The sequence below is a fragment of the Opitutus sp. genome (assembly GCA_024998815.1).
Lineage (GTDB): Bacteria > Verrucomicrobiota > Verrucomicrobiia > Opitutales > Opitutaceae > Rariglobus.
Genome location: JACEUQ010000001.1, coordinates 1,155,670 through 1,168,774, shown reverse-complemented (window position 1 = coordinate 1,168,774; position 13,105 = coordinate 1,155,670). Strand labels below are relative to the sequence as shown.

Annotated in this window: 10 protein-coding genes; 6 read left to right on the top strand and 4 right to left on the bottom strand. The window is 62.4% G+C overall.

Annotation, left to right across the window (positions count from 1 at the left end; all coding sequences use genetic code 11):
- The first annotated feature begins 138 nt into the window (after window positions 1–138).
- The 6 genes from meaB to H2170_05005 all read left to right on the top strand — a co-directional run bounded on the left by meaB (window position 139) and on the right by H2170_05005 (window position 5,220).
- Window positions 139–1,242 carry a methylmalonyl Co-A mutase-associated GTPase MeaB gene (gene meaB / locus H2170_05030; GenBank protein ID MCS6299449.1) on the top strand — a complete coding sequence of 368 codons (1,104 nt, stop codon included), beginning with the start codon at window positions 139–141 and terminating at the stop codon, window positions 1,240–1,242.
- A 94-nt stretch (window positions 1,243–1,336) separates the two neighbouring features.
- Complete coding sequence (mce, locus tag H2170_05025; protein MCS6299448.1) at window positions 1,337–1,759, top strand: methylmalonyl-CoA epimerase; 423 nt, start codon at window positions 1,337–1,339, stop codon at window positions 1,757–1,759.
- Between the two features lie 22 nt (window positions 1,760–1,781).
- Window positions 1,782–3,335 (top strand): acyl-CoA carboxylase subunit beta, encoded by a 1,554-nt coding sequence (locus tag H2170_05020; protein ID MCS6299447.1) that lies wholly within the window; start codon window positions 1,782–1,784, stop codon window positions 3,333–3,335.
- Window positions 3,336–3,513: 178 nt separating this feature from the next.
- Window positions 3,514–3,900, top strand: coding sequence for an acetyl-CoA carboxylase biotin carboxyl carrier protein subunit (locus H2170_05015; protein MCS6299446.1), 387 nt, complete (start codon window positions 3,514–3,516; stop codon window positions 3,898–3,900).
- 47 nt (window positions 3,901–3,947) lie between these two features.
- Complete coding sequence (locus H2170_05010) at window positions 3,948–4,412, top strand: hypothetical protein (GenBank protein ID MCS6299445.1); 465 nt, start codon at window positions 3,948–3,950, stop codon at window positions 4,410–4,412.
- 103 nt (window positions 4,413–4,515) lie between these two features.
- Entirely contained in the window at window positions 4,516–5,220 is a 705-nt protein-coding gene (locus H2170_05005) for a biotin--[acetyl-CoA-carboxylase] ligase (GenBank protein MCS6299444.1), read from the top strand.
- A gap of 223 nt (window positions 5,221–5,443) precedes the next feature.
- On the opposite strand, the gene pnp is transcribed toward H2170_05005, so the two are convergent.
- The 4 genes from pnp to H2170_04985 form a co-directional block, all read right to left on the bottom strand.
- Window positions 5,444–7,648, bottom strand: coding sequence for a polyribonucleotide nucleotidyltransferase (gene pnp, locus H2170_05000; GenBank protein MCS6299443.1), 2,205 nt, complete (start codon window positions 7,646–7,648; stop codon window positions 5,444–5,446).
- A 311-nt stretch (window positions 7,649–7,959) separates the two neighbouring features.
- On the bottom strand, window positions 7,960–8,223 hold the full coding sequence (rpsO, locus tag H2170_04995) for a 30S ribosomal protein S15 (GenBank protein MCS6299442.1): 264 nt from the start codon (window positions 8,221–8,223) through the stop codon (window positions 7,960–7,962).
- Window positions 8,224–8,769: 546 nt separating this feature from the next.
- A complete protein-coding gene (locus H2170_04990; GenBank protein MCS6299441.1) occupies window positions 8,770–10,656 on the bottom strand; it encodes an acyl-CoA dehydrogenase family protein in 1,887 nt (628 codons plus the stop codon).
- Between the two features lie 257 nt (window positions 10,657–10,913).
- Complete coding sequence (locus tag H2170_04985; protein ID MCS6299440.1) at window positions 10,914–13,016, bottom strand: enoyl-CoA hydratase/isomerase family protein; 2,103 nt, start codon at window positions 13,014–13,016, stop codon at window positions 10,914–10,916.
- Window positions 13,017–13,105: the final 89 nt, after the last annotated feature.

Sequence of the window (13,105 nt, the reverse complement as noted above, 5' to 3'; positions counted from 1 at the left end):
TGACGTAGCGCAGGCTTCCAGCCTGCTGTTCTGACGTAGCGCAGGCTTCCAGCCTGCTGGTTTTTTTTCGGAGCAGACTGGAAGTCTGCGCTACTTTTTCGGCTACGGCTCACCCTTAAAAACCGCTTAAGCGTTGTGATGAACCCACAAGATTGCCGCCCTGATTGGGTGCCGCCTGATGCCGGCCGGGAATTTACGACGCATGTCGTAGCCGGCCAGGTCATGCCCGCGCCGCTGTCCACCCCGCTTCGCCGCCGCCCCGTGGATAAGCCGGAGGTGTTGGCCGCCGCGATTCGTGCGGGCGACCGCGGGGCGTTGGCGCGCGGCATCACGCTCATCGAGAGCCATGCAGCCGCCCACCGCGTGTTGGCCGACGAGCTTTTGAAGATACTGACGCCCTTGGCGGGCGGGGCGATGCGGGTCGGAATCACCGGTGCACCGGGCGCGGGAAAAAGCACGTTTATTGATGCGCTCGGCGTGCGCTTATGCGAGTCGGGCTTACGCTTGGCGGTGCTCTCCGTCGACCCCAGCAGTCCGATCACCCATGGCAGTATTTTGGGCGACAAGACGCGCATGGAAAAACTCTCGCGGTGTGCAACTGCGTTTATCCGCCCCTCGCCCAGCGAATGTGAGCTTGGAGGGGTTGCCCGCCGCACGCGTGAATCAATCGTGCTGTGTGAGGCGGCCGGCTTCGATGTGGTGATTGTGGAGACGGTCGGGGTGGGGCAGAGCGAGGTGCTGGTGCGCGGCATGGTCGACTGTTTTATGGTGCTGATGATCGCCGGCGCGGGCGACGAATTGCAGGGTATCAAAAAAGGCATCATCGAGCTGGCCGACATCCTCGTGGTGAACAAAGCCGACGGCGACAACCTGACGCGCGCCGAGGCCGCGCGCATGGAGTTCGGCCGGGCGCTGCACTACTTGGCAGTGCCCGACGGACAGTGGCAGCCGCAGGTTTTAACGTGCTCAGCGATGACGGGCGCAGGCATCGCCGAAACCTGGTCCACCGTGGAGGCGTTTTTTAACCAAGCCCGTGCTTATGGTGATTTTAAAGCCCGCCGTCGTGACCAGGCGCAGGCCTGGCTCGAGTCCCTGATTACCGAGGGACTGCGCGAGGCTTATGAGCAGAAAATCGGCCACCTTCCCCTGCACGCCGAGATCGATGCCCAAGTGCGTTCGGGCGAGTTGCCCGCGCCGGAGGGAGCCCGGCGTTTGTTGGCCGCCGCCGGCTTTAGCGCGTAAAAAAATCCCTGCATGCGCACAGCAGGACAAGATGCGCGCAGTCAATTTCCGTGATTTCGTTAAAGTAGTGCCGCCACTCAACATTTTCCCTCCCATGATCCAATCCATCGACCATCTCGGCATCGCAGTCCGTTCGCTCGACGAAGCGATTCCGCTCTACGAAAAATCCTTCGGCCTGACCTGCTTAGGTCGCGAGGAAGTCGCCTCCCAGCGCGTGCGCACCGCGTTTTTTGACGCGGGTGGCGTGCACATTGAGTTGCTGGAGCCGACCTCGCCCGAGAGCCCGATCGCCAAGTTCATCGCGGAAAAAGGCGAGGGCATTCACCACATCGCCTTCCGCACCGATGACATCGCCGCCCAGCTCAAGCAGGCCGCCGACACCGGCGTGCGCCTGATCCACGCCGAACCTTTTGAAGGCGCAGCGGGCAAACTGGTCGCCTTCCTGCACCCCAAGTCCACCCGCGGAGTGCTCACCGAGTTCTGCGCCGTTAAGCCCGGCGCCGAAGCCGCTCACTAACCTTTTTTGGAGAAACACGACCATGGCCATTGCTCCCCATTTCCTCACCCAACTCGCTGAAAAGCGCCGCATCGCCAACGAAGCGGGCGGACTCGACAAACTCGAAGCCCGCCACGCCAAGGGGCTGATGGGCGCTCGCGAGCGCCTGCTCGCGCTCTTCGATGCCAACACTTTTATGGAGTGGGGCATGCACGTTGATCACGACTGTCACGACTTCGGCCTGGAGGATAAGTCCTTCCCCGGTGACGGCGTCATTACCGGTGTGGGCTATGTGGCCGGCCGCCCGGTGGCCGCCTTCAGCCAGGACTTCACCGTTTGCGGTGGTTCGCTTGGGCGTATTCACGCCAAGAAAATCTGCGACCTGATGGATTACGCAATGAAGGTCGGTATGCCCATCCTTGGCATCAACGACTCGGGTGGCGCACGTATTCAGGAAGGCGATGATTCGCTCTCCGGTTATGGCCAGGTGTTTTTCCACAACGTGCTCGCTTCCGGCTTGGTGCCCCAGATCTCGATCATTGCCGGCCCGTGCGCTGGTGGTGCCGCCTACAGCCCTGCGCTCACGGACTTCATCATCATGACGAAGACCAACGCCCAGATGTTTATTTGCGGCCCGGATGTGATCAAGTCCGCCACCGGCCAGACCGTCACCATGGACGAGGTCGGCAGCGCTGCCGTGCACGCCTCGGTCAACGGCAACATTCACTTTGTCGCCGAGACCGATGCGCACGCCCTGGAGCTGTCGCGTAAGTTGCTCTCCTTTTTGCCCAACAACAACGCTGGCGATCCCCTGCACAAGGTCACCGCCGAGCTCGAACTCTCCCCCGATCTGGTGTTTAACGAGCTGGTTCCGGCCGATTCCAAAGCGCCGTTCGACGTCTTGACGGTCATCAATCGCCTGGTCGACGACGGCGATTTCCTCGAAGTGCAGCGCGATTGGGCCAAGAACATCGTGATCGGGTTCGCCCGCATCCACGGCATCGTTTGCGGCATCGTCGCCAACCAGCCCTGCGTCAAAGCCGGTACGCTCGACATCGACTCCTCCGACAAAGCCGCGCGCTTCATCCGTACCTGCAACGTTTACAGTATTCCGTTGGTCACCTTGGTGGACATCCCCGGTTTCATGCCCGGTCTGGCCCAGGAGCGCGGCGGTATCATTCGTCACGGTGCCAAGATGCTGTTCGCTTACGCCTCCGCCACTGTGCCGAAGATCACGGTGATCATGCGCAAAGCCTACGGTGGTGCGTACCTCGCCATGTGCAGCAGCGACATGCGTGCCGATGCCGTCTATGCTTGGCCCACGGCCGAAATCGCCGTCATGGGTGCCGATGGTGCCGTCAAGGTGCTGTTCAAGCGTGAGATCGCCGCCGCCGCCGACCCGAAGGCCAAGGAGGCCGAACTCGCCGCCGAGTACCGTGCCAAGTTCTCCTCGCCGTTCGCCGCCGCGCGCAAAGGCATGATCACCGACGTGATCGAGCCCGCCCAGACCCGTGCCGTTGTCGGCATGGCCCTGCGTAATACCTTGTCGAAGCGTGAGACTCGTCCGCCTAAGAAGCACGGCAACATCCCGCTCTAAATGGTTAAACTATATCCGCTCGCGTACCGGCGTAGCGCAGGCTTCCAGCCTGCTGATTGTGAGTAGCGCAGACTTCCAGTCTGCTTATTTACTCCGAGCAGACTGGAAGTCTGCGCTACTTTTCCGCCACGCATCCGCCAAAATACGACCCTAACCTGATTTTTTACTTACCTAATTTATGAAAAAGCTCCGCGTAACCGTGGATGGAAAAACCTTCGAGGTCTCCGTTGAGATGCTCGATGCACCCGTATCCGCCGTGCCCGTTTATTCGGCACCGGTGATCACCTCAGCGTCGGTGTCAGCCCCGGTGGCCGCCGCGCGTCCCGCTGCCGCTGCACCGGCTGCCGGCGGGGCGGGTTCGGTGCCGAGCCCGCTCTCGGGCAAGGTGGTTTCGGTCGACGTCCAAGTCGGCCAGACCGTAACCGAGGGCACCCAGCTGGTGACCTTGGAAGCGATGAAGATGAACACCTTCGTGTATGCGCCCAAGGCCGGTAAAGTGTCCGCCATTTTGGTGAACGCTGGCGATGGGGTCGAGGAAGGCGCCGCATTGGTTACCTTGGAGTGAGTCGGCTGATTCACTCCTTTGTGTGAAGCCTTAATCCACCACTCATCATGTACTCCCTCCTCCTCGCCGAAGTCGCCGAACAGAAGACGATTTCGGCCACCCTACGATTCGGTGATTCGGTCGTCTTCCAGTTAGACGGACTGGCATTCGTGTTCATCGCCCTGGGCCTTACTTGGGCGGCGATCGCGGTGTTAGGGGTTTATTTCAAGCGGGCGGCGATCGTAGCCGCGGCCTCGGCCGCAGCCACGGCAGCCGCAGCCAAGGTGCAGCCTGCGGCACCGGTCGTCCCGGTGGCCGCTCCTGCGCCAGCAGTTCCCGCCCCGATTGCCCCCGTAGCCCCGGCGCCAGCGCCCATCACCGACCTGCCGCCCGAGCTGGTCGCCGTGATCGCCGCAGCCGTGCAGTTAACCCTGCGTGACGCCTATCGCATCCACGCCATCGTACCGGTGGCCGGCCACGATTGGGCCCACGAAGGTCGGCGGCAGATCTTTGCCTCCCACCAAATCCGCTAAAGCCAAAGCCGGCCTCGCAATCGCGGCCGGTTTTTTTTTGGCTCCTTAAATGCAGCCGAAGTCCTCTCTCTGTCCGGTTTGGTCGGTCACTCACCACGCAACAGTGGGGTCAACCCAGTCGCTGGCGCGGGAGTTATCCGCGTGGTCAGCGGTCTGGGCCGAGGAACAAACCGCCGGACGCGGCCAAGCGGAGCGCACCTTTGTTTCCGATCCAGGCGGGCTGTATTTGACCGCCGTGTTGCCCTACGACGGCGATGCCCTCGCGTCGCGGGGTTTTGCCCTCGCGGTGGGCTGGGCGCTGTGTGTGACGCTGCGGCGGGTCGGGGTGACCGACGTGCGTTTGCGTTGGCCCAACGACCTGATGGTGGGCTGGGCCAAAGTGGGCGGAATTTTGGTGGAGCAGGGTGGGCCGCGCACGCTGTTGGTCGGCGTGGGGCTCAATGTCACCAATCGTCCCTGGGTGAGTGATCCCACGTTGCAGGGCGTGGCGGGGCGCTTGGCGGATTATCTGGGCGTGGGGGCCGTGCCGGAACCGGCTGAACTCGTTGCTGCTTTGTTAAGGGCGATTCGGCTGGCGCAGCGGATGTTTGCGCGGCGCCGCTTGGCGGGCTTGGCCCCGGTGTTGGACCGCTGCTGGGGTGAAGCGCGGCAGGTGGTTTTGGAGCCGGCTGGCGGGGTGGCGTTGTCGGTCACCGGCGGTTTTTTCCGTGGAATCGATACGCAGGGAGCGGTGCGGCTGTGCAGTGCGCATGGGGCAGAAGCGCGGGTTCCGGCGCACCACATTCATCGCATGCGCGAAGTGCGTTAAAAAGTAGCGCAGACTTCCAGTCTGCTCCGGATTAAACCGAAAGTGGTGCGGTGCTTTAGCACGCATCGGCGATTGAACGATACATCCATTCAAACCAGCGGGCTAAAGCACCGCACTACCTCAGAGCGCTACGAGTGGCGATTTTCACCCAAAGGCTCGGTTGTGATGCACAAAAAAGCCGGCCCACCATGAGTGGGCCGGCTTCGCAGAGGCGGTTAACCGTTTAGGCGACCACCGGCGCGTCTTCGGCGACTGGGGCTTGGCCTTCAAGGTCCTTGAGGGCGGCTTTGCGGCTCAGGCGTACCTTGCCCGACTTCTCGTCGATGCCGATGCACTTCACCGTGATGCTGTCGCCCATCTTGACCACGTCTTCGGTGCGGCGCACGCGGAAGTCGGCCAGCTCGCTGATGTGGCAAAGGCCTTCTTTACCGGGCAGGCACTCGACGAACGCGCCGAACTCTTTCACGCCGGTCACGCGGCCGGTGTAGATCTTGCCGTTCTCGATCGGGGCGCCGCCGCCACCACCACCGCCACCGCCGGAACCGCCGCCGCAGAGGCTGTCGATTTCCTTGAGTGCACGGTTGGAGGACTCGGCGTTGTTCGAATAGATGAACACCTTGCCCGAATCGTCGTCGGAGATGTCGATCTGCGCGCCCGTGGTTTCCACGATGCGGCGGATGGTTTTGCCGCCGGGCCCGATCAGCAGGCCGATCTTCTCGGGATCGATCTGGATCGTCTGGATGCGGGGGGCGAAGTTGCTGAGCTCTTTGCGCGGGGCCGGGATGGCGCTGAGCATGTTGCGCAGGATTTCGACGCGGGCTTCGCGGGCCTGGTGAATCGCAACCTTGGCGATCTCGAAGGGCAGGCCGTTGATCTTCAGGTCGAGCTGGAAGCCGGTGATGCCCTTGGTGGTGCCGGCGAGCTTGAAGTCCATGTCGCCGAAATGGTCTTCCTCACCGAGGATGTCGGTGATGGTGGACCACTTGGTGATCGTGCCGGAGGCGTCGATCTCGGTCATCAGACCGCAGGAAATGCCGGCCACGGGGGCGATCAGGGGAACGCCGGCGTCCATCAGCGACAAGCAGCCGCCGCAGATAGAAGCCATCGAAGTCGAGCCGTTGGAGGCCATGATCTCGGAGACCACGCGGATGGAGTAGGGGAACACGTCCTCGGGCGGCAGCACCGGCACGAGAGAACGCTCGGCGAGGGCACCGTGGCCGACTTCGCGGCGACCGGGGGAGCCGAAGCGGCCGGTCTCACCCACGGAGAAGGGAGGGAAGTTATAATGAAGGATAAAGCTCTTGGACTTCACGCCGCCGGTGAGGGCATCGAGGTCTTGGGCTTCCTTGGTCGGCCCGAGGGTCGTCAGGACGATGCTCTGGGTGTCGCCACGCTTGAACGCAGCGGAACCGTGCACGCGGGGGAGAATACCGACCTCGGAGTGCAGGGGGCGCAGGCTCTTGGCATCACGGCCATCGGCGCGCACGCCGCGCTCGAGCACAGCCTTGCGGTAGGCTTTGTACTGGAGGTCTTCGAAGACGACGTTCAGGTCCACGTCGCTGAAACGCCCGGCGCCGAGTTCGAGGGAGAGCGCGGCGTGGGCTTCGGCCTTGAGGCCTTTGACGTTGGCCGAGCGGACGGCTTTTTCGTGACCGAAGATGGCGGCGACGATGCGCTCGGTGGACACCACGCGCTCGATGATGGCGCGGGCCTCGGCGCTGGCGCCAACCAAGGCGAAGTGAGCCTTGGGCTTGCCGACGAGGGCAACGAGTTCGCGGATACCGCGGATGATCGGCTGGATGGCGTTGTGACCGAATTCGAGGGCCTCAATGAAGCGGGCCTCGGGGATCTGGTCGGCGGAACCCTCGATCATGAGCATGTCCTTCTCGTTACCCACGTAGATGAGGTCGAGGGAGGACTGGAACATCTGTTCGATGGTCGGGTTGGCGACAAACACGCCGTCGATTTCGGCGACGCGCACGGCGGCGATCGGCCCGTTCCAGGGAATGTCGGAGATGGCGAGAGCGGCGGAGGCGCCGTTGACCATGGGGATGTCGGCCTCGTTCAACTGGTCGGCAGACATGAGCTGGCCGATGATCTGGACCTCATTGAGGAAACCCTCGGGGAAGAGGGGGCGGCAAGGACGGTCGCAGAGGCGCGAGGTGAGGATTTCCTTTTCGGAAGGACGGCCCTCGCGTTTGAAGTAACCGCCAGGAAAGCGGCCGGCAGCGGCGTACTTTTCGCGGTAATCGACGGTGAGGGGGAAGAAGTCCTGGCCGGGCTTCATCGACTGCGCGACGCAGGCGGTGACAAAGACGTTGGTTTCACCCACGGAGACGTTGACCGCGCCATTGGCGAGGGCGGCGTAAGTGCCGGTGGAGAAGGTGATGCCGAGTTCGGCGATCGTGACGGAGTGTTTCTGCTTCAGGGACATGTGTTATTTCGTACTTCGGTTGCGCGTCGCGGATAGAAAAGCCGGCCTGCGACACGCGGCAGGTTCGGCTGAAAGGGGAGGGGGCGGGAGGGAAAGGACCAATGGCCAATGACCAAGGGCCAATGACCAAGGACCAATGACCAATGTTCAATGTCCAATGACTAACTTCTAACGTTCAACGCTGCAGGCTTTTTGGATGTTGGACGTTCAATGTTGGATGTTGAACGTTGGTCAGGCTTCAGCGGATTGTCTAAAAAAACAAAGGGCGACCCGGTTAAGGGTCGCCCTTTGACTGAAGGGGGCAATTACTTGCGGAGGCTCAGGCGCTGGAGCAACTCGTTGTACTTGGGCAGATTGTGGCGCTTCAAGTAGTCGAGCAGCTTGCGACGGCGGGAGGCCATCTGCAACAGGCCGCGGCGGCTGTGGAAATCCTTGCGGTGCGTGCGCAGGTGCTCGGTCAAGTGATTGATGCGAGCAGTCAGCAGGGCAACCTGAACTTCGGACGAACCGGTATCGGTATCGTGAATTTTGTAGGCGGAGATGATTTCGGGCTTAACGACGGTGGACATGGTTTTATTTGAATAAGTTACACAACTGTAGGGAACCGGTGAGGGTTCCGTGCCACCCGCGCCCGTCATGGTTTGCACCACGGCGTTTGCCGGCGTCACCGTTCTAATCTGGCGGAATGCCAGACCAGTCGTGGTGCCACCCCGTAACCGACGGAGCGACACTAACGCAGGCGGCCAAGTTCTATAAACCCCACGGCGTGAGCAAGCGAAATTTTGCCCCGCGCAGCGGTTCGTGAATTAAGCGGCAGAGATGTGCCCATGAAACCCACGAAATGACACGAAGGTCGGATCGATCTGGCTTAACCGCAATGTCTGCAAGGCATGGGGCGCGCAGGCATAACCACTTTTAAGTCAAACTTATGGGCGAGACGCCCATGCCACGTTGCGAACCAAAAACGGGGCGGGACGCCCAAGGCGCTCAGACTCATCCGACGTGGCACGGGCGTCCCGCCCGTGGGCTTGGCGTGGCATGGGCGTCTCGCCCATTAGCGGTAAAAAACGGTTCGGTTCTATGCCTCGGTCGTCGAGGTGGTATCAACGGCATCGTTATCCAACGATCCCTTCGCGCAACTGGGTGTGGTGGGCCGGGTCGAGGATCTTCTGCGCCAGAGCGTAGTCGCCGTGGTCGTGGTTTTTGCCGATACCGGCAAACGCCAGACCGATCCGCCGCTGCGACTGCGTCGTGAAGGTCTTCATCAGGTTCTCCACATCCTCGCGGTTATGGCCTGGGGCGCCTTGTTTGATCAATGCATCCGCATACAGCGCGGTTGCCGAGATCGCAAAGAGCTCCGTGCCGATGTCCACAATGCGCGCCAGCAACACCTGCCGTTTTTCCAGTTTCGGGCCGTTGAGCGCCATTGCGTGGAAAAGTGTGCGCCCGAGTCGGCGGCAGGTGCGTGACACATAGGCGAGCGCTGGTTTACAGGCGGGCGTCAGGTCGGAGGGCACGCCGCCGCTGGGGAGAAATAACTTCGGGTACCAGAGCGCGTAAAACGCACCGGCTTTGACCGCCGCCGCCGCACGTTTGCCCAGCGGTTGGCGCGAATCGAGCACGGTGCCCGCCACCTTGAGGTGCGGGTCGAGCGCTTCGCGGGCCAAAAACAGATGCATGATTTCCGTGGAGCCTTCGAAAATCAGGTTGATGCGGCTGTCGCGCATCATGCGCTCCACCGGCACGGGCTCTTCGCCGCGGTTTTTGAGCGAGGACGCGGTTTCGTAGCCGCGCCCGCCGCGGATTTGCATGGTGTCGTCGACCGCCTGCCAGGCCGCTTCCGAGCCCCAGAGTTTGCACATCGCGGCCTCCAGGCGGATGTCGGCCTTGTCGCGGTCGACCAGCGCCGAGGTGAGCATGACCATGGCCTCGTTGGCGAAGGTGTTGGCGGCCATGCGGGCGAGTTTGCTGGCGATCGCCTCGTGTTGGCCCACCGCCGCGCCCCACTGGATGCGGCTGGCTGCCCATTCGCGCGAATAACCGAGGCAGCGTTTCATAAAACCCACGCAACCGGCCGGAATCGTGAGGCGGCCGGTGTTGAGCGTGGTGAGGGCGACCTTGAGGCCGCGACCCTCGCCGCCGACGATCGCGTCGCGCGAGATGCGCACGTTGGTGAAGCGGACCACGCCGTTGTAAAGCGCGCGCAGGCCCATGAAGCGGCAGCGCGTCACCACCTCAACGCCCGGCTCGTTCATCTCGACCAAGAAGGCGGTGATTTGGGTACGCGGTTTGCCGTTAACCACCTTGTCGGGCGTGCGCGCCATGACGATGATCACGCCGGCTTTGACGCCGTTGGTGCACCAGAGCTTTTCGCCGTTAATGATGAAGTCTTTGCCGTCGGGGGTGGGTTCGGCGCGGGTTTCCATTCGCGCGGGGTCGGAGCCGACGCCGTTTTCGGTCAGCGCGAAGGCGGAAATCTCGCCCCGAGCCACGCGCGGGAGGTACTTTTTTTTCTGCTCGGGGGTGCCGAACATTTTGAGCGGCTGAGGCACGCCGATGGATTGGTGGGCGGAGAGCAGCGCGGTGAGGTTACCATCAACGCTGCCCAGCAGCACGGCCGCCTTGGAGTAGTTGAGTTGGGACAGGCCCAGGCCGCCGTATTCCTTGGGGATTTTGATGCCAAAAGCGCCGAGACTGCCGAGGCGTTTGATCAGGGCGTCGGGGATTTCTCCCTCAGTGTCGATGCGGTCCGCGTCGACCTCCTTTTTTAAGATATGCTCGAGTTCGCTGAGGAACGGGCGGCCGGCGGTGGCATCGGCGGCGGATTGCAGCGGGAAGGGGTAAATGTGTTCGAGGGAAAAGCGGCCCATGAACAAGTCGCCGACGTAGCTGCGGTAGGTGGATTCGCTACGGGCCGACTCTGTCATTTCGAGGGCCTCACGTTGGCCCTGCGTCATCTTTGAGGTGTCGATATTGCTAGGGGTGTCGTCGGTGGGGTTCATTGGGGTTTTTGGGGTATTAAATCTTTCTCGTTACTCTTTATCCTAATCGTTCGTCAGGGGCTTGGTCTGAGTCGGTAAAGGAGGGGCGAAAGAGAAAGATTAAGATTAAGAAGAAAGAGAAAGAGGGCGGAGTTTCGGAGCGGCGGCGAACGTTCAACATCCAACATTCAACGTTGACCGTTCAATTGGCGCAGGGGTTGGGCCCCGGTTGGACATTGGGCATTGGACATTGGGAATTGGTCATTGGCCACCGGTCCTCAGCTCTTGGGGTAAAACCCCTTGCCGGCCTTCGCCAGCGCTCGCAGGTGGTCGCAGGGGGCGAAATGTGGCGCCACGTCCTTGGCCAAACTGTCTAGCCGCGCCACCACTTCGGTGGTGCCAACGGTGTCGGCGTGCCGCAGCGGGCCGCCGCGGAACGGCGCCCAACCGGTGCCCAAAATCATGCCGAAATCGACGTCTTCCGGGGCCGCCACCACGCCTTCCGCCAAACAGCGCGCGGCTTCGTTGATCATGATCAACACCAGGCGGTCGACGATCTCTTCGTCGGTGGAGCGTCGGCAGTCGGCTGTGGGGATAAACAAGGTGCTCAGACCGGGGTTTGCACCCGACTTGGCTCCCTTGGTTTTGGGGTGCGTATAAAACCCGCAGCCGGACTTTTTACCGAGCCAGCCTTTCGCAATCATCTGCGGCAGCGTGTCGTCGGTCGGCATGGGGTTTTTGAGGCGTTTGGCGAGGTCCTGCGCCACGTGTTGGGCCACGTCCAAACCGACCTCGTCGGCCAAACGCAGCGGGCCCATTGGCATGCCGAAGGCGAGCATCAGCCGGTCGATTTTGGAGGGGGCGTGGCCTTCGCGGAACAATCGCACCGACTCGACCAGGTAAGGCATCAAGATGCGGTTAACCAAAAAGCCGGGCGAGTCGTTGACGATTACCGGCAGCTTGCCGATCGCCTTGGTGAACTGCAGCGCGGTGGCGAGCGTGGCCGCCGAGGTGCGCGGACCTCGGACCAACTCGACGAGTTGCATGCGGTTAACTGGGTTGAAAAAGTGGATTCCCACCACGCGCTCGGGGTGTTCCAGCGGCGCAGCGATCGCGTCGATGGACAACGCCGAGGTGTTGGTGGCCAGCACCGTGTCGGGGCGGGCGTGCTTTTCCAGATCGCGGAAAATCGCCTGCTTGGCTTCGAGTTTTTCGAGCGCCGCCTCCATCACCAGATCCACGCCGGTCAGCGGCACGCTGGTGCAGACCGGGGTAACGCGGTTCATGCCGGCGGCGGCTTCGGCCGGGGTGAAGACGCGTTTTTTGGCGGCTTCGGTGAACAGCGTTTCGATGGTTCGCAGGCCGCGGGCGAGGGCGTCGGGGGCGACATCTTTGAGGATAACGGGCAGGCCGCGCGCACTGGCCCATTGCGCGATGCCCGCGCCCATGACGCCGGCGCCCACCACCGCGACACGGCGCACCGGCAGGGGTTCGGCGGGGAGCGGGCAGGGCAGTTTTTTGGCGCGTTCTTGCAGGAAGAAAATGCTTAGCAGGCTACGACACGCTGGGGTGCGGATGAGGGCGAGGAACGCCTCTTTTTCCAGATCAAAACCGGCGTCGGCGGCGAGTCCGAGGGCGGCGGTGCAGACCTCGATCGCTTTGAGCGGGGCGGGGTAGTGGCCGTGGGTTTTGGCCAAAACGTCGCGGCGGGCTTTGGACGCGATGAGGTGGCGGGCGATCGGCAGATGGGCAGCGCGGAAGGCGGGTGCGGGGCGTTTGCCCTGGGCGAGCTGCTTGCGGGCGGCTTCGCGCAGGTATTCGGGGTGAGCAAGTTCGTCGATCACACCGAGTTTTTTGGCGGGAACGCCGGCGAGTTGGCGGCCGGTGAGAATCAGGCCCAACGCCGCGGGCAAACCGATGAGCGCGGGCAGGCGCACCGAACCGCCCCATGCTGGCAGGATGCCGAGTTGTGTTTCGGGCAGGCCGATTTTGGTTTCTTTGCCGTCGGAGCCGACGCGCCAGTCGCAGGCCAGCGCGAGTTCGCAGCCGCCGCCCAGGCAGATGCCATGGATGGCCGCGACCGAGGGCACGGTGAGGTGATTAAGGCGGTTAAAGACGCGGTGGCCGAGATCGACGATGTCGCCCAAAATTTTGGGGTCGGGGTTGGTCACGAACTCGTGGAGGTCGGCGCCGGCGATGAAGATTTTGTCCTTGGCGCTGGCGAGGATGACCCCGCGCAACCCCGCGTGGCTTTCCAAGGCGGCGAGGTGGCCGTCGAGTTCTTCGAGCGTGGCGCGGTCAAAAACGTTGGCCGACGAACCAGCGCGGTCGAACAGCAGGGTGCAAACGCCGTCGGCATCGATTTGGCGGGTAATATTCATGGCGGGGTGGGTTGGGGCGGGGAGGGGGTAACCACTAATGGCCACTAAGGGGCACTAATCCGGAGGTCGGAAATTTTCGGCAGTTTGAT